Source organism: Iodobacter ciconiae, assembly GCF_003952345.1.
Taxonomy (GTDB): domain Bacteria; phylum Pseudomonadota; class Gammaproteobacteria; order Burkholderiales; family Chitinibacteraceae; genus Iodobacter; species Iodobacter ciconiae.
In genome coordinates this window covers 2,658,057-2,675,154 of sequence record NZ_CP034433.1, presented here as the reverse complement: position 1 = coordinate 2,675,154, position 17,098 = coordinate 2,658,057, and the positions used below count along the sequence as shown (strand labels likewise).

Genomic DNA, 17,098 nt, shown 5'->3' with positions numbered 1-17,098 from the left:
TCCGGGCTGTCATCTGGAAAATAATGAGTACTCTGCTGGCTTTTGATTTTGGTGAAGTGCGGATTGGCGTAGCCGTTGGCTCATCCGAGCTGGGTATTGCTCATCCGGTAGAAACGATCACCGCAGAAGGAAACGAGCGCCGTTTTGCAAGGGTTGAGCAGCTGATTCGGGAGTGGCAGCCTGCAAGTCTGATTGTGGGTCTGCCTAGCTATTTGGACGGTACTCCACACGAGATGACGCGTCTTTCACGCAAATTTGCCAATCGCCTGCACGGGCGCTTTGGCCTGCCGGTGTTTCTGGTGGATGAGCGTTTGTCGAGCGCTGCTGCCACTAGTGCTTTGAATGAAGCGGGTGTCCGTGGCCGTCGTCAAAAGCCAGCTCTTGATCAGGTGGCTGCCATGCAGATTTTACAAACCTATCTTGATTCTCCCGCCACCGGCGAGGCGCTCAGTCATCGTTCGGCCGAGGTTTCTGTTGATCATGCTGACAAGGATGCTGATGTATAACCCGCAGTTAAATGCTCAAGGTGAGCTGATCCACCTGTTAACGACTGAAGGCCTGCCTAAGCGCATCCTGACCCAAATTCTCGATCAGGCAGCCCAATACGTTGACAATGGCGAATTACTAAATAATAAATGGCAGGATCTGGCTGGAACTTCTGTTTTTAATCTGTTTTTTGAAAACTCAACCCGTACCCGCACTACTTTCGAGCTGGCAGCGAAGCGTTTGAGCGGCGATGTTTCCAGCCTTAATATTCAAGCCTCCAGCACCGCCAAGGGCGAGACCCTGCTCGATACCATTCATAATCTGGAAGCCATGGGTGCCAATTTATTTGTTGTGCGCCATTCAGAATCAGGAGCTGCGCATTTAATTGCCAGGCATGTAAAGAAAGGCATTGCGGTAGTCAATGCAGGCGATGGCCGCCATGCTCACCCTACGCAAGCCCTGCTGGATATGTTCACCATTCGCCACTTTAAGGGCGACTTTACCAAGCTGCGCGTAGCGATTGTCGGGGATGTTTTGCATTCACGTGTGGCGCGCTCGCAAATCCATGCGCTGAGCACTTTGGGCTGCCCGGAAATCCGTGTGATTGCGCCTAAAACGCTATTGCCTACGGGGATCGAGCAGCTGGGTGTGCACGTATACCACGATATGGCCGAAGGCCTGAAAGACGTCGATGTAATTGCCATGCTGCGTTTGCAAAATGAGCGCATGGCGGGGGCTTTTTTGCCATCGACTCAGGAATTCTTTAAGTATTACGGTCTTACCCCGGAAAAACTGGTGCTGGCGAAATCGGATGCCATCGTGATGCATCCCGGCCCGATGAATCGTGGTGTAGAAATCGATTCTGCTGTGGCCGATGGCCCGCAGGCAGTGATTTTGCCGCAGGTGACTTTCGGTATTGCTATACGCATGGCGGTGTTAGCAATTGTGGCCCGTAACCAGAAAGCGAATAAATAATTATGAAAAATATCGCAATTTTTGGTGGGCGATTAATTGATCCACTCAATGATACTGATCAGGTGGCTGATTTATACCTTGCCGGCGGTAAAATTGTGGGTGTGGGTTCGGCTCCTGCTGGCTTTGTGCAAGATGAAACTATTGATGCAAAGGGTTTATTAATCAGCCCCGGCCTGGTTGATTTAGCTGCCCGCCTGCGTGAGCCGGGGTTTGAATATAAGGCCACTTTGGCATCTGAAATGGCAGCTGCGGTGGCCGGTGGGGTGACCAGTATTGTGTGCCCGCCAGACACCGATCCGCCACTGGATGAGCCTAGTTTGGTGACCATGCTGCGCCAGAGAGCTAAAAATCTGGACCTGGCCCGCCTCTACCCGGTGGGTGCCTTAAGCCGCCAGCTTAAAGGCCTGGAACTCACCGAAATGGCCGAGCTGCGTGATGCCGGTTGTGTGGCGTTTTCACAGGGTGATCAGGCGGTCGGCAACTTACAGATCCTGTTCCGTGCGATGCAATATGCGGCGACCTTTGATGTGGCTTTGCGCTTGCTGCCACAGGAGGCGGATTTAAACGCCGGTGTGGCTCACGATGGCGACTACGCAACGCGTATGGGCTTGACGGGTATTCCGGTGCTGGCCGAAACGGTGGCGATTTCCAATATTTTACTGTTAATGAAAGAAACCGGCGCACGCGTGCATTTATGTCGCCTTTCTTCCATGGCCGGGCTGGATCTGGTGCGTGCCGCCAAGAAACAAGGCCTGCCGGTTACTTGTGATGTGAGCATCAATCATATTCATCTGGCGGATGTGGATATTGGCTTTTTTGATAGTAATTTCCGCTTTGATCCGCCATTAAGGTCGTGTCGTGACCGGGATGCGATTGTGGCGGCGCTGGCAGATGGCACGATTGATGCCATTTGCTCAGACCATAGCCCTGTGGATGACGACGGTAAATTACTGCCGTTTGCTGAAGCAGAGTCGGGTGCTACCGGCCTGGAGCTACTCTTGCCGCTGACGCTTGCATGGGCCGAGCGCCAGCATGTTCCATTGCCACAAGCCTTGGCTAAAATCACCGCTGTTCCTGCTAAAATGTTGGGTTTTGCCGCCGGTTTAGAGATCGGCAATCGTGCAGACTTGGTGATTTTTGATCTGCAAGCCCATTGGCAAGTGACGCCTGCAACGTTGAAAAGCCAGGGCAAAAACACGCCGTTTGTAGGTATGGAAATGAAGGGGCAGGTGGTGCATACGCTGGTGAAAGGCAAACGAGTGTATCAATTAGCAAACTAAGGGATATCAGCAGGCCCGTGTGCTTGGTTTATCTTGGTACTCGGGCTATACTTTTGCCTTATTAAAACGATCGTTTAATTTCTTCCTTGGAGAACACAATGTCTGATCTGGCTTCCCTGTTTCAAACCGCGCAAGATGATGTGGTTAAATTAAACGATGCGCCGGATGTGGCGACAAAGCTCAAGCTTTATTCCTTGTTTAAACAAGCAGCGGAAGGCGATGCAACAGGCGATCGCCCATCGGCTATTCAGTTTGTTGCCCGTGCCAAGTTTGACGCATGGACAGAATTAAAGGGTATGAGTGGCGATGAAGCCAAACAGAAATATATTGATCTGGTTGTAGAGTTAAAGGCAAACGACGAATAACAAAATGCCGGGTTAGATAACCCGGCATTTTTCATGGGCGCTTATTTTGGGCTTAACGGTCAGGTGATAAGTGACTGACAGCTGAGTGAGTGACACCGGTAAACCAAGGCAGCAGCAAGCAAGGTTATCTGGTGGCAAGGCATGCTAGCAAAAGCGATTTGGATACAAGGTCGGCAGGCTTGATCCGTTGGCGAGGCCTCTTTGGTGTTGTCATGGTGAGCTATTACTTTGTACTGCTCTGCTTCAGTATTTCCGTGAGGGATATTACCGGCCAGTGTTTGCACCGGCTGCTCTTTAGTGGCTAAGTACTGCGGGCAGCTGGTAATCACCACTGATTCTGGCGGCGACCTGTTCTGCACTTTTTCTATCCGGGTAGGGGCCAAGTCTTACACGGTGAAGCTGGCCTATGGTCTGGATGAGCAGTTTGTTCGCATCGTTATCCAGCTGGCCGGACAAATGATTACGGAAGTTTTCCGCATTGGCTAAGGAGCCAAAGGCGCCTAGTTGTAAATAAATTGCACCATTGCCTGCATCGGCCAGCGGAATGCTGATGGGTTTGGGTTTGGCTGCAATCACAGGTTGAACGGCTGCTGCTATGGCGCTTGGCGTATCGCTGGCAAGCAGGCTTTCGACTTCTACTTCGGCACTGCCATCCATGGTGTAGCCAAGCCGACAGGCGGCAAGAAAGGATAAATCGATCACCCGGCCGTGTAAGAATGGTCCTCTGTCATTCACACGCACAATAATGCTGCGGCCATTTTTTACATGAGTGACACGGGCGTAGGACGGGATAGGCAGGGTGGGATGAGCCGCTGTAATGGCGAACATATCGTAAATTTCGCCGGTAGATGTTTTTTGCCCGTGAAATTTACGTCCATACCAGGATGCAGTACCACGTTGCTTTAATTCACCGGGGCGGGGCAGCGGGGTGAAATTTTGCCCCAGCACGGTATAGGGGTTATTCGCCCAGCGATGCAGAGGCTCCCAGCGTGGCAGAGGTTCTGGGATCTGATCTATGCCTGCCGGAAAGGAGTCCATCGGGCCATCGTCTTTATAAAAGGCCCCGCCTCCTTTGGCTGAATAATTACAGCTGTATTGTGCAGGCGTAACTTGCGCTGGCGGCAACTGGGCAGGCGAGGGTTTCCCCGTTTGCCTGACAGGTGGTGAGGGGGTGGTACAAGCCACCAGTAACAGCGCCGCTATGAGCGGGGAATAATGTTGGCATTTCATGATTTCATCAACTTTCGATCACCCTGCACACTCATTAAAAGGCCGAAACCAGTAAGTAGCGATACCATTGATGTACCGCCATAGGACACCAGTGGCAGCGGAATGCCGACCACGGGCAAAATGCCTGAAACCATGCCCATGTTTACAAAAGCATAGGTAAAAAAAGTTAGTGTAATAGCACCTGCCAGTAAGCGTCCAAACAGGGTTGAAGCATTATTGGCGATAATCAGGCCCCGGCCAATTAGCAGCAAATACAAAATCAGGAGAATGGCATTTCCCAAGAGACCAAATTCCTCGCCAAAGACGGCAAAGATAAAGTCGGTTGTGCGTTCAGGAATAAAATCCAGATGGGTTTGCGTGCCGTTTAGCCAGCCTTTACCAAAAATACCGCCCGAGCCAATGGCAATCGTACCCTGGATAATGTGGTAACCCGCGCCCAGCGGGTCTTGCATCGGATCGAGCATGGTGGCCACACGGCGGCATTGGTACTCGTGCAGGATATTAATGCAGGAGTTCCAGTGTGTGACCACATAAGCCAAACCTCCGCCCAGCGCGCCTAAAAGACCGATAAACTTCCACGATAGTCCTGCAAAAAAGAGGACATAAAAACCGGATGATGCAATCAGTAAGCTGGTGCCCAGATCGGGTTGTTTCATGATTAAACCAACTGGCACAATCATCAATATGGCGGCAAACAGATAGTGCTTCCAGCGAATGCTGGTTTCAAAATGATGGAAATACCAGGCCAGCATCATCGGTAAAGCCAGCTTCATCAATTCGGAAGGCTGAATCTTTGTGACACCAATATGCAGCCAGCGCCGCGCACCGTGGCTGATGTCGCCAAAAAGTGCCACTGCAATAAGCAGCAGCAGGCCAACCACATAGGCAGGTACGGCAAGCCGTATCAAGGTTTGTTGCGAGGTATTGGCTACCAGCCACATCACGGTGAGGGCGATACACATAAAGGTGATTTTATTGATGATCATGTCCAGATCACGATTGGATGCAGAAAACAGCAGTATCGTGGAAAGGATCAGTACCAATGTGGTAAACAGCAAAAGCCAAGGATCAATTGGTCGAATAAGGCGATCCCACAGATGTTTAATCACCGACGGCCTCCTCTGCAGCACTTGCCGCCTGGGGGACTGAGCTGGCTGTTGCCTTAGGAAGAGCAGGCAATTTACCGTTGATATAGTAGTCCAGTGCTTGCCTTGCAATCGGGGCTGCGGCTTGCGCACCAAAGCCGCCGTTTTCTACGATAACGGCTAGCGCAATAGTTGGGTTTTCTGCCGGGGCAAAAACAATAAACCAGGAGTGATCACGTAAGCGCTCACTAATATTTTTATTGTACTTACTGCCCTTCAAGCTATATACCTGCGCCGTGCCGGTTTTACCTGCGGCAAGATAATTTGCGCCGGCAAACGAGCGTGCACCGGTTCCCTCGCGAATTACACCTTCCATGCCACGAATGACACGCTCTACATTTTTACTTTGCCACGTCATGGTTTTGACGGGTTGAGGCTCAACCACTTTTATGGTTCCTGTAATCGGATCAATAATTTTGCCAACTGCATGCGGGCGGAACATGACGCCCCTGTTGGCTAAAGTGGCGGTAGCATGTGCCATTTGCATCGGGGTATAGCTGTTATAACCTTGGCCAATCCCGACCGAGACTGTTTCACCCGAATACCATTTTTGGGTAGCGGGTGTTTTAAAGCGCTTTTTCTTCCATTCGGGGCTGGGCAGAATGCCGGGGCGCTCGCCATTTAAATCGACGCCGGTCTGGTTGCCAAAATCGAGCGTTGCCATAAATTTGGCGATATTATCAATCCCCATTTGCACCGCCAGCTGGTAAAAGTAGGTATCACTGGATACTACAATGGAGCGGTCAAAACTCATCGAGCCATAGCCGCCTGCATGCGAATCTCTAAATTTATTGTTGCCATATATAAAGTAGCCTGGGTCGCTAATTGTCTGGCGGGTTAAGGGGAAATCGCCTTCAAGTGCTGCCAGGGCCATAAAAGGCTTAAAAGTTGAGCCCGGAGGGTATTCACCACGTGTGGCGCGATTAAGCAGTGGCTTATCTGGCGAGGTATTGAGCTCATTCCAATTCAGAGGGTCAATTCCATCTACAAATAAATTAGGATCAAAGCCCGGTTTGGAAACCATCGCTAATAGCCCGCCGGTTTTCGGATCAATGGCGACGAGCGAACCACGGCGTTTATCGAATAAATCTTCGACTACTTTTTGTAATTTAATGTCGATAGAAAGGGTGAGATCACTGCCGGGCACAGGAGGGGTGCGGCGTAAGGTGCGTACGGCCCGCCCACCTGAATCGATTTCTACTTCTTCAAAACCGGTTTTGCCGTGCAATTGCTGCTCGTAGCTTTGCTCAATCCCGATTTTGCCTAAATGATCGGTACCGCGGTAATTAGCGGCAACACCGTCTTCATCGAGTTGTTCTAAATCTTTGGTATTGATACGGCCAATATAGCCAATTAAATGGCTGGCGATTTCGCCTAATGGGTAATGTCTGAATAAACGCGCTTTAATTTCTACGCCGGGAAAGCGGTAGCTATTGGCCGCAAAGCGGGCGACTTCTTCATCACTTAAACGGGTGCGGATAGGCAGCGTTTCAAAATCACGTGTTTCATCCCGCAGCTTTTTAAAGCGGCGTTTATCTTTGGCAGTGATTTCGATAATGCTTGAAAGCTGCTCGATTGTTTCTTCTAGGTCGGTCTGTTTAGAGGGGGTAATTTCCAACGTATAGGCAGAAAAATTATGCGCCAGTACTACGCCGTTTCTATCCCGGATAATGCCGCGTGAAGGCGGTATAGGAACTAGTGATATCCGGTTTTGTTCAGCCAGCGTCATATATTTTTCGTGCTGAACAGCTTGTAACCAGAAAAAACGGCTAAATAACAGGGCAAAGAGAGATAAAACAAAAAGGGCAGCCGCGATGATCCGCAGCTGGAAAGCATAGCGCTCTCGATGCTGATTTTTAATCTCGCCCTGGCTCATAGTTCTTCTGTCGTCGGTCTGCGTTGGTGAGAGAGCAGAATATTGGAAAGGGGAGGCCAGATAAATGCAGCCACAAAGCAACCTGCAAAATAGGCCCAGCCAGGAAACGGTGCGCCCATCACGGTGCGTAATGCCAGCATCAATGCCTGCCCGGACAGCATAAGAGCCAAGGCAACAAAACCTTGCTGCCAGAAGGGGAAGACCGCCAGCTGGCGCTGGCGTGCCAGCGTCAGATAGGCCATGACGGTATAGGCTAATGCATGTTGACCGAGAATATTGCCATCAGCCACGTCCATTAAAAGACCAAGGAAGAAAGCACAGCCCACACCAACGCGGTGAGGTTGGTTGAGCGTCCAGTAGACAATAAAGAGTGCTACAAAATCCGGAGCAAAGCCAACCAGGCCGGCTTGCCAGGGCAATAAATTAATGGCAAGAGAGAGCACAAAGGTCAGCAGGATAAAACCACTGCTTACCGGGCGAAGTAACTGACGTGAAATTGGCATTAGCGGCCCTTCTTTTTCTTGGTGCTAGCCGCTTCTGAAGCACTGGCTGGGTAGGGGGCGAGGGCTTGATTGTGATCTAAAATAAGTAAAAACCGGTGTTGATCAATCCCGGCCAGTGGGGTGCAGTAAATGCGTGCAAAGGCATTGTTACGTTCAATTTTTTGCACTTTTGCTACAGGCAGGCCTGCAGGATATAAACCATCAATACCGGAGGTAATCAAGATATCGCCTTCTTTGATTTCAGAATTAGACGACATATTGCGAATTTCTAATGGCAAACCGCGCCCCATTCCATAAATGACGGTGCGTAACTGATTACGCTCGATTTGCACTGGCACCATATGGTTGCGATCAGAAATGAGCCGTACTTCACTGGTCATGGGTTGTACGCGCACAACCTGGCCAACTACGCCGCTGGCATCTACGACAATCTGTCCCTGGCTGATTTTAGCCATTTCACCGCGATCGACGATCAGGCGGGCTGTAAACGGATCGCGGCCATTGTAGAGGATTTCCGTAAGCTGGCTGGGCTGGCTGGCTTGCACGCTGCTAAGTTGCCTCAGGCGGGTATTTTCGGTTTCCAGTGCTTTTAATTTCATTGCATTGACACTGGCTACAAGCTGGGCGTCATGTAGCTTGCGATTTTCCCCCAGCAATTCTGCTTGTCTTGATAAAAAGCTGCTGGTGTCTCTAAGTACTTTAAACGGCGCAGTGACCAGCCACTGCAAAGGATAAAGCAAGATAGAAAGCTGCTGGCGGACAGGCCCGAGCACCCGATAGTTGGCATCTCCCACTATCAGACAAATAGACAGAATAGAAAACAGGAAAAACCGCGTCAGCGGCTTAGGTCCCTGCTTAAAAAAGGCGGGCTGAGAGGCTTGCATGAAAGACGGCCGATGGTTCCCAAAAGCTAAGTAAAACGCAAGCCACGTAAGATATGCAGAAGGCTTGCGTGTGTTTTATCGCAAATCGTTATTTCGACCTGCTTTACGAGCTTAATCGTAAGTAAAGATGCTGCCCGCTTTATCCAGCTTTTCCAGCGCTTTGCCTGAGCCACGTACAACGCAGGTGAGTGGGTCTTCAGCCACAAACACCGGCAGGCCGGTCTCTTCCATCAATAGGCGATCCAGATCACGCAGCAATGCGCCGCCGCCCGTCAGTACCATACCTTTTTCGGCAATATCTGCTCCCAACTCTGGAGGTGTTTGTTCCAGTGCCTGTTTTACGGCTGAAACAATCTGGTTGAGAGGCTCGGTCAGCGCTTCCAGAATTTCATTAGAAGAAATAGTAAACGAGCGGGGAATCCCTTCCGCCAGATTGCGACCTTTTACTTCCATCTCACGCACTTCTGCACCTGGGAAGGCGCTGCCGATGCGTTTTTTAATTTCTTCTGCGGTCGCCTCACCAATTAGCATGCCGTAGTTGCGGCGGATGTAATTGATGATCGCTTCATCAAATTTATCGCCACCTACGCGCACGCTGGATGCGTAAACAATACCGCCCAGAGAGATCACGCCGACTTCGGTTGTACCACCACCGATGTCCACTACCATTGAGCCGGTTGCTTCTTCAACCGGCATGCCTGCACCAATGGCTGCGGCCATTGGCTCTTCGATCAGTTCAACTTTTCGTGCGCCTGCACCCAGGGCCGATTCGCGGATCGCACGGCGTTCAACCTGGGTAGAGCCGCAGGGTACGCAAATAACAATACGGGGAGGGGAAGAGAACATGCGGCTTGGGTTCACTTTTTTGATGAACTGCTTGAGCATTTGTTCGGTGATGGTGAAGTCGGCAATCACACCGTCTTTCATCGGACGAATTGCGTTAATGCTGCCTGGTGTTCTGCCAAGCATTTTCTTGGCTTCTGCGCCAACGGCTAAAATCGTTTTCTTGCCTGATGGGCCACCTTCTTGCTGGATGGCCACTACGGAAGGCTCATCAAGCACAATACCTTTGCCCTGCATATAAATCAGCGTGTTGGCAGTGCCAAGGTCAATGGCGATGTCGTTGGCAAAGTAGCCGGAAAGAAGTCCAAACATTCGGGTCTCACACTTTTATAGAGGTGTTGAAGGCCGCCGGTAAAATACCCACGGGTTATTAAGTTTTGTGTGTTTTTAAGCAAGATAGAATGATCTGTTCATCTAATCAGGTGAGTGATCATGGATAACTCATCACTGAACAAAAGCCTAAATATCCAGGTCTTGCACATTGTTTAAACACATACTGCTGTCCGTCGGCATTACCAGCCACGGCACGATATTGGGTTTTACCACCTTTTTAGTCTTGCGCTTTAAAGGCAAGAGCAGCTTACTAAGGCGACGGTGCAAGCGAAAAAGTTCCGCGGCACATTTGAATCTTGATGCTGCTCACCCTAGTGTACTGACGGGTGGTAGTAATCAAACCCTGTATGATACCCTATCGAGTTGACGTTAATAAATGTTTACGGGGTAAATCCGACATGTCCCTGTCTATTGAAGATGTAGCACGTATTGCTCGCTTGTCACGCATTGCGGTGACTGGTGATGAATTAGCGGTTACTCAAGGCCAGTTAAACCAGATTCTTACTTTGATTGAAGAAATGCGTGCCGTCGATACCACAGGTATCGAGCCGATGGCACATGCGCAGGATGTGATGCTGCGTCTGCGTGATGATGTAGCGCGTGAGCCTGATCGTCGCGAGGCATGGCAGGCGGTGGCGCCAGCGGTAGAAGCTGGCTTATATCTTGTTCCGCAAGTGATTGAGTGAGGGGCGGGGGGTCTCCCGGCTAAAAAATAATGATAGAAAAATCAGTAAAGCAGTTATCGGCCATGCTGGCAGCTAAAGAAATTTCTGCGGTTGAAATGGCCAGCGAATATTTAGCACGCGCTAAAGTCATGAGCGATCTGAATGCCTTTATTACTTTGGACGAGGATAAAACCCTTGCCGAAGCGAAAGCGGCGGATGCGCTGCTGGCAAGCGGTCAGGCTGGCGTATTAACTGGCGTGCCGGTTGCGCAAAAAGATATTTTTTGCCAGCAGGGCTGGAAAACCAGCTGTGGCTCCAAAATGCTGGATAACTTTGTTGCACCCTATGATGCCAATGTAATTGAGCTATGCCGTAAGGCAGGCTTAGTGAGCCTGGGACGCACCAATATGGATGAGTTCGCAATGGGCTCATCCAATGAAAACAGCTTTTACGGGCCGGTAAAAAATCCCTGGGATAAATTGGCTGTGCCGGGTGGCTCATCAGGCGGCTCGGCTGCGGCTGTTGCGGCGCGCCTGGCTCCGATTGCCACGGCAACGGATACCGGCGGTTCGATTCGCCAGCCTGCGGCATTTTGCGGCGTAACCGGCATAAAGCCGACTTACGGCATTGTCAGCCGCTTTGGCATGATCGCTTTTGCGAGCTCCCTGGATCAGGGCGGCCCGATCGGCAAAAGCGCTGAAGACTGCGCGCTGCTTCTGAATGTGATGGCGGGCTTTGATGAGCGAGATTCCACTTCACTTGAGCACGCCAAAGAAGATTACAGCCATGATTTAAATACACCGCTGACGGGTTTAAGAATTGGCTTGCCTAAGGAATATTTTGCCGAAGGCTTGGCAAGCGATGTGGCTGCTGCTGTGGATGCTGCCATCAGCGAATATAAAAAGCTGGGTGCCACCATTGTTGAAGTCAGCTTACCGAATACCAAGCTGTCTATCCCTGCCTATTACGTCATCGCTCCTGCAGAAGCTTCGAGTAATCTGAGCCGCTTTGATGGTGTGCGTTATGGCCACCGCGCTGCGGAATACTCTGGTCTGGCTGAAATGTATGAGAAAAGCCGTGCAGAGGGCTTTGGTGCAGAAGTCAAACGCCGCATCCTGACTGGTACTTATGTGCTGAGCCATGGTTATTACGATGCTTATTATCTGCAAGCACAGAAAATCCGCCGCATTATCGCCAACGATTTCCAGGCTGCATTTGAGCATTGCGATCTGATTGCTGGCCCTGTTGCGCCAACAGCAGCCTGGAATCTGGGTGAGAAAAATGCCGATCCAACGGCGATGTATTTGGAAGACATCTATACGCTGGCGGTGAATCTGGCTGGTTTGCCAGGCATGAGTCTGCCGGCAGGCTTTGCTGTAAATGGCCGCCCGGTTGGTTTACAGCTGATTGGTAATTATTTCAGTGAAGCCAAAATGCTGAATGCTGCGCATCAATTGCAGCAAGTCACCGACTGGCACACACGTGCGCCCAGCCTTTAAGCAGCCACAGGAATCACCAAAATGAAATGGGAAGTAGTGATCGGGCTGGAAGTTCATACCCAGCTCTCGACTCAGTCGAAAATTTTCTCCAGCGCCAGTACCGCTTACGGTGCTGAGCCAAATACGCAGACCGCAGTGGTGGATGTGGCCATGCCGGGCGCCTTGCCGGTAATGAACCGCGGTGCGGTAGAGCGCGCTATTCAGCTGGGCCTGGCGATTGGCGGCAAGATTAATCGTAAATCGATTTTTGCGCGTAAAAACTATTTTTACCCTGATTTGCCTAAGGGCTACCAGATCAGCCAGTTTGAATTGCCGGTGGTTGAGGGGGGGGCGATTGAGATTCAGGTTGGCGATGTCACAAAAACAATTAATGTGACCCGTGCCCACCTGGAAGAAGATGCGGGTAAATCGGTGCACGAAGACTTCCATGGCATGACCGGGATTGATCTGAACCGCGCCGGTACACCGTTGCTGGAAATCGTTTCCGAGCCTGAAATGCGCTCCGCCGCCGAGGCGGTTGCTTACGCTAAAGCCTTGCATAGCCTGGTAACATGGATCGGTATTTGTGATGGCAATATGCAGGAAGGGAGCTTTCGTTGTGACGTCAATGTTTCTGTGCGCCCGGAAGGCCAGAAAGAATTTGGTACGCGCCGTGAAATTAAAAACTTGAACAGCTTTAAGTTTATGGAGCAGGCGATCAAGTTTGAAACACAGTGGCAGATTGATCAGATCGAAGATGGTCATAAGATTCAGCAAGCCACTATTTTGTTTGACCCGGACAGCGGCGAAACCCGCATGATGCGCAGTAAGGAAGACGCGCATGATTACCGCTATTTCCCTGATCCTGATCTGCCGCCACTACGCATCTCGGAAGACTGGATTGAGCGTGTACGCGGTGAAATGACCGAGCTGCCACAGCTGATGCGTGTGCGCTTTAGCACGCAATATGGTTTATCGGCTTATGACGCCAGCACCCTGACCAGCTCTAAAGATATGGCCGTGTACTTTGAATCCATGGTTGCCGCAGGTGCGGATGCTAAGCTGGCTGCTAATTGGATCATGGGCGATGTGTCTGCCACCCTGAACCGTGAAGAAAAATCGATTGGTGACAGCCCTGTTTCTGCCGCAGCTTTAGCCGGTTTAGTGAAGCGCGTGATGGATAACACCATCAACAACAAAACCGCTAAAGACGTGCTGAAAAAAATGTGGGATTCCGGTGATGCAGCGGATGCGATTATCGAGCGCGATGGCCTGAAGCAAACCACCGATACAGGCGCAATCGAAGCTATTATCGACGAAGTGCTGGCGGCTAATCCTAAGGCGGTTGAAGAGTATAAGAGCGGCAAGCTGGCCGCGATTAACTCCTTGATGGGCCAGTGCATGAAGGCCAGCAAGGGCAGAGCCAACCCGGCGATGGTGACCGAGATTTTGACTAAGAAGCTCAGCTGATTATTGCCTGGTTATTAGAAATAGCGAGCCTGTGGGCTCGCTATTTTTTTGCAAAAATGTTGGGCGGGTTTCACCTCATGTACGCTAAGCAAAATACAAAAAGATCTTTTTAGTGCCTTCGGCACGGTGATTTTGGAGCGGTTAGCCACCGCGGGGCCTTCCTTTCTTGCTTCGCCAAGAAACGAAGCCAAGCGACAACAGCAAAACACGAAAGCCCCTCCGCTGCGGACAGTCGGCGGTAGGCGGGATTGGCTCGTTCCTCGCTCCGGCGTGTTTCAAGGGGAGATTTAAGCCCCGGGCCGTGAGCATAGCCGTCTTCTTTTTTCTTTGTTTGCTACTAAAAACCAAATTGCTTAGCGCATATGGGGTTTCTCCCTCCCTAAGAACGATGCGATGCTTGTAAAGCATAAGCAATGATCACCAAAGCGTTGTATACCGCCTTTGTAATCACCCGCGCTTTCTCTGCGTACTGTTTTTTAAATTCCGTGTTCTCTGTGTCTGCGGATTTAAGGTTTTTCATAAAAATCCGCCTGAAGGCTGTTGCTTAAAAATTAGGCAGGCGTTAGAATGCGCGGCCTTTTACTGCGCCAGCAGACTATGCATATCGGCCCCTATCCCCTTGTTAATAATCTGATTGTTGCTCCCATGGCGGGCGTGACCGATCGCCCCTTTCGCATGCTTTGCAAGCGATTTGGTGCGGGGCATGCGGTGAGCGAGATGATGACAGCTGACAGCAGCATGCGCTCGCACCAGAAGACTTTGCGTCGCGCTAATTTTGAAGGTGAGCTTGCACCGGTTTCTGCACAAATTGCCGGCTCTGATCCGGGCTTACTTGCTGAAGCTGCGCGGTATAATGTGGCGCACGGTGCGCAGATCATCGATATCAATATGGGGTGCCCGGTTAAAAAGGTTTGCAATAAGTTAGCGGGTTCGGCCTTGTTGCAAAATGAAGACTTAGTTGCAAAGATTCTGCATGCCGTGGTGCGTGCCGTAGATGTGCCAGTTACACTGAAAACCCGTTTGGGCTTTGCCAATGGCGAAGAAAATATTATGCGTGTGGCTAAAATAGCCGAAGAGGCAGGGATAGCCGCGCTGGCTATTCATGGCCGAACACGTGAAGATATGTACCTGGGCAATGCGCGTTATGCCTTGATCGCTCAGGTAAAACAATCGATTCAGATTCCTGTAATCGCCAATGGCGATATTGATAGCCCGCAAAAAGCGGCGCTGGTGCTTAAAGAAACTGGTGCCGATGCGATTATGATAGGGCGGGCAGCACAGGGCAGACCGTGGATTTTCCGCGAAATTGCTCATTACCTGGCCAGAGGGGAAGTTCTGCCTGCGCCCGAAGTGGTAGAGGTTCGTGATGTATTACTCGGCCATCTGGACGATCTGTACGCTTTTTATGGTGAGTATTCTGGTTGTCGTATCGCTCGCAAGCATATCGCCTGGTACACCAAGGGCTTACGCGGTAGTAATGAATTTCGTCAGTCTATGTATGCACAAGAATCAACGCTAGGGCAGGCAAATGCCACCCGCAATTATTTTGATGGCTTGCTCACTTTAGGTGAGCGGTTACAGTACGAAGATGTACCAGAACAAAAAGAAAACCACAATGAATCGGGAGATTTATGAGTACTCAAACCGATCTGATCGCCGAGGCAATTTACGCTTCTCTCGACCAGTATTTCCAGGACCTGGATGGCGAACCGCCGTGCGCGATGTACGATATGGTCCTGGCCCGTGTTGAAAAGCCACTATTGGAATTAGTATTGGAGCGCGTAGAGGGAAATCAGACACGGGCCGCCGATATGCTGGGCATTAACCGCAATACCTTGCGTAAAAAATTACAGATTTACGATTTGCTGTAATGTGTAGAGGTGTAGTTTTTACAAGAAACCAGTTTGTATCTTCAATACAGGGAAGCTGAAATCATGACCAAAATTACCCGAGCGCTAATCAGCGTATCCGATAAAACCGGTGTGCTTGATTTTGCCAAAGCATTGGCAGCTCTTGGCGTCGAAATTTTGTCGACCGGTGGAACCGCTAAATTGTTTAGCGACAATGGCGTACCAGTAATTGAAGTGGCAGATTACACCGGCTTTCCTGAGATGCTTGATGGACGGGTAAAAACACTGCATCCAAAAATTCATGGCGGTATTTTGGGCCGCCGCGATTTGCCTGCACACGTAGCCACCATGGCTGAACACCAGATTGGTAATATCGATCTGGTCTGTGTGAATCTCTACCCGTTTGAAGCGACGATTGTCCGCCCTGATTGCAATTATGAAGATGCAATCGAAAACATCGATATCGGTGGCCCGGCTATGGTGCGCTCTGCCGCTAAAAACCATGCCCATGTGGCGATTGTGACAGATGCTGGTGATTACGCCTTGCTGATCAAAGAAATGCAGGCTAATGGCGGTGGCTTATTGCTGGCAACGCGTAAAGTGCTGGCTAAAAAGGCCTTTAGTCATACCGCTGCTTACGATGGTGCGATTTCTAATTACCTGACGGCGCTGACCGCCGAGGGCGAGAAAAAATCTTATCCGGATCGCCTGAATATGCAATTCGTTAAAGTGCAAGATATGCGCTATGGCGAAAACCCTCATCAAAGCGCGGCTTTTTACCGCGATATCGACCCTGCCATGGGTAGTCTTGCTGATTACAAGCAATTGCAGGGTAAGGAATTAAGCTACAACAATGTGGCCGATTCTGACGCAGCCTGGGAATGCGTGAAGCAGTTTGCAGAGCCTGCTTGCGTGATTGTGAAACATGCCAACCCTTGTGGTGTGGCCGTAGGCACAGACAGCTACTCGGCTTATCGCTTAGCATTTGCAACGGATACCACCAGTGCATTTGGTGGCATTATCGCGTTTAACCAGACTGTCGATGCTGATACTGCAGAAGCTGTTTCCAAGCAATTTATGGAAGTGCTGATTGCCCCCTCTTACACAGCAGAAGCATTGGCTTTGCTGGCCAAAAAACAGAATGTTCGTGTGCTGGAAGTGCCGGTAGAGCAGGGCGCGAATCGTTTTGATGTGAAGCGCGTGGGTGGTGGCTTATTGGTGCAAACACCTGACTCACACATTCTTACATTGAGTGATCTAAAAGTAGTCACCAAGCTTCAGCCAACCAAAGCACAGCTTAAAGATTTGCTGTTTGCCTGGAATGTTGCCAAATTTGTTAAATCAAATGCCATTGTCTTTTGCGGTAAAGGCCAGACGCTGGGTGTAGGGGCGGGCCAGATGAGCCGCGTTGATTCAACCAAAATTGCGGCCATAAAAGCAAAAAGCGCAGGTCTTGATTTACGCGGCTCGGTGGCGGCTTCTGATGCCTTTTTTCCTTTCCGTGATGGTGTGGATGTGATTGCTGAAAATGGTGTTTCTGCAATTATTCAGCCAGGCGGCTCGGTGCGGGATGATGAAGTGATTGCTGCTGCGGATGAGCATGGTATTGCAATGGTGGTAACAGGGATTCGTCATTTCCGTCATTAATGTGATAGGTTGAATGTCTGAAAGCGGGGAAGAAACTCCCCGCTTATTGTGTTTATGGTGCTTGGTAT

At 50.5% G+C, this 17,098-nt stretch carries 17 protein-coding genes; 10 read left to right on the top strand and 7 right to left on the bottom strand.

Features of this window, described 5'->3' with window-relative positions; genetic code table 11:
• Positions 1-23 precede the first annotated feature (23 nt).
• From ruvX to EJO50_RS11670, 4 genes are all read left to right on the top strand, one after another.
• Positions 24-506, top strand: a complete 483-nt coding sequence (ruvX, locus tag EJO50_RS11685; RefSeq protein WP_125974347.1) for a Holliday junction resolvase RuvX — start codon at positions 24-26, stop codon at positions 504-506.
• Positions 481-1,461 carry an aspartate carbamoyltransferase catalytic subunit gene (locus EJO50_RS11680; RefSeq protein ID WP_233702064.1) on the top strand — a complete coding sequence of 327 codons (981 nt, stop codon included), beginning with the start codon at positions 481-483 and terminating at the stop codon, positions 1,459-1,461. Before ruvX ends, EJO50_RS11680 begins: the two co-directional genes overlap by 26 nt.
• A gap of 2 nt (positions 1,462-1,463) precedes the next feature.
• Positions 1,464-2,741: a dihydroorotase gene (locus EJO50_RS11675; RefSeq protein ID WP_125974343.1), complete on the top strand. Its 1,278-nt coding sequence runs from the start codon at positions 1,464-1,466 to the stop codon at positions 2,739-2,741.
• 98 nt (positions 2,742-2,839) lie between these two features.
• Positions 2,840-3,106 (top strand): acyl-CoA-binding protein, encoded by a 267-nt coding sequence (locus EJO50_RS11670; RefSeq protein WP_125974341.1) that lies wholly within the window; start codon positions 2,840-2,842, stop codon positions 3,104-3,106.
• Positions 3,107-3,400: 294 nt separating this feature from the next.
• Here the strand turns inward: EJO50_RS11670 and EJO50_RS11665 are convergent, their stop codons facing one another.
• From EJO50_RS11665 to EJO50_RS11640, 6 genes are all read right to left on the bottom strand, one after another.
• Positions 3,401-4,336 carry a septal ring lytic transglycosylase RlpA family protein gene (locus EJO50_RS11665; RefSeq protein ID WP_125974339.1) on the bottom strand — a complete coding sequence of 312 codons (936 nt, stop codon included), beginning with the start codon at positions 4,334-4,336 and terminating at the stop codon, positions 3,401-3,403.
• Positions 4,333-5,445, bottom strand: coding sequence for a rod shape-determining protein RodA (rodA, locus tag EJO50_RS11660; protein WP_233702062.1), 1,113 nt, complete (start codon positions 5,443-5,445; stop codon positions 4,333-4,335). The genes EJO50_RS11665 and rodA overlap by 4 nt, the downstream gene beginning before the upstream one ends.
• The gene (mrdA, locus tag EJO50_RS11655; RefSeq protein WP_125974337.1) at positions 5,438-7,357 is read right to left on the bottom strand and encodes a penicillin-binding protein 2; all 1,920 of its coding nucleotides are present in this window, start codon (positions 7,355-7,357) and stop codon (positions 5,438-5,440) included. Before mrdA ends, rodA begins: the two co-directional genes overlap by 8 nt.
• On the bottom strand, positions 7,354-7,860 hold the full coding sequence (gene mreD, locus EJO50_RS11650) for a rod shape-determining protein MreD (RefSeq protein ID WP_125974335.1): 507 nt from the start codon (positions 7,858-7,860) through the stop codon (positions 7,354-7,356). The genes mrdA and mreD overlap by 4 nt, the downstream gene beginning before the upstream one ends.
• Positions 7,860-8,744 carry a rod shape-determining protein MreC gene (gene mreC, locus EJO50_RS11645; protein WP_125974333.1) on the bottom strand — a complete coding sequence of 295 codons (885 nt, stop codon included), beginning with the start codon at positions 8,742-8,744 and terminating at the stop codon, positions 7,860-7,862. The genes mreD and mreC overlap by 1 nt, the downstream gene beginning before the upstream one ends.
• Positions 8,745-8,855: 111 nt before the next feature.
• The gene (locus EJO50_RS11640; protein WP_046351519.1) at positions 8,856-9,899 is read right to left on the bottom strand and encodes a rod shape-determining protein; all 1,044 of its coding nucleotides are present in this window, start codon (positions 9,897-9,899) and stop codon (positions 8,856-8,858) included.
• Between the two features lie 419 nt (positions 9,900-10,318).
• On the opposite strand from EJO50_RS11640, the gene gatC reads away from it, so the two are divergent.
• The 3 genes from gatC to gatB are packed head-to-tail and all read left to right on the top strand — an operon-like array spanning position 10,319 to position 13,533.
• Entirely contained in the window at positions 10,319-10,606 is a 288-nt protein-coding gene (gene gatC / locus EJO50_RS11635; RefSeq protein WP_125974331.1) for an Asp-tRNA(Asn)/Glu-tRNA(Gln) amidotransferase subunit GatC, read from the top strand.
• A 29-nt stretch (positions 10,607-10,635) separates the two neighbouring features.
• On the top strand, positions 10,636-12,084 hold the full coding sequence (gene gatA / locus EJO50_RS11630; protein ID WP_125974329.1) for an Asp-tRNA(Asn)/Glu-tRNA(Gln) amidotransferase subunit GatA: 1,449 nt from the start codon (positions 10,636-10,638) through the stop codon (positions 12,082-12,084).
• Positions 12,085-12,105: 21 nt separating this feature from the next.
• On the top strand, positions 12,106-13,533 hold the full coding sequence (gene gatB / locus EJO50_RS11625) for an Asp-tRNA(Asn)/Glu-tRNA(Gln) amidotransferase subunit GatB (protein ID WP_125974327.1): 1,428 nt from the start codon (positions 12,106-12,108) through the stop codon (positions 13,531-13,533).
• Between the two features lie 379 nt (positions 13,534-13,912).
• On the opposite strand, the gene EJO50_RS17180 is transcribed toward gatB, so the two are convergent.
• Entirely contained in the window at positions 13,913-14,053 is a 141-nt protein-coding gene (locus tag EJO50_RS17180; protein WP_164521495.1) for a hypothetical protein, read from the bottom strand.
• Between the two features lie 77 nt (positions 14,054-14,130).
• On the opposite strand from EJO50_RS17180, the gene dusB reads away from it, so the two are divergent.
• From dusB to purH, 3 genes are all read left to right on the top strand, one after another.
• Entirely contained in the window at positions 14,131-15,168 is a 1,038-nt protein-coding gene (gene dusB, locus EJO50_RS11620; RefSeq protein WP_125976460.1) for a tRNA dihydrouridine synthase DusB, read from the top strand.
• On the top strand, positions 15,165-15,404 hold the full coding sequence (locus tag EJO50_RS11615) for a helix-turn-helix domain-containing protein (RefSeq protein WP_046351523.1): 240 nt from the start codon (positions 15,165-15,167) through the stop codon (positions 15,402-15,404). Before dusB ends, EJO50_RS11615 begins: the two co-directional genes overlap by 4 nt.
• Positions 15,405-15,467: 63 nt before the next feature.
• Positions 15,468-17,030, top strand: a complete 1,563-nt coding sequence (gene purH / locus EJO50_RS11610; protein WP_125974325.1) for a bifunctional phosphoribosylaminoimidazolecarboxamide formyltransferase/IMP cyclohydrolase — start codon at positions 15,468-15,470, stop codon at positions 17,028-17,030.
• The last annotated feature ends 68 nt before the right edge of the window (positions 17,031-17,098 follow it).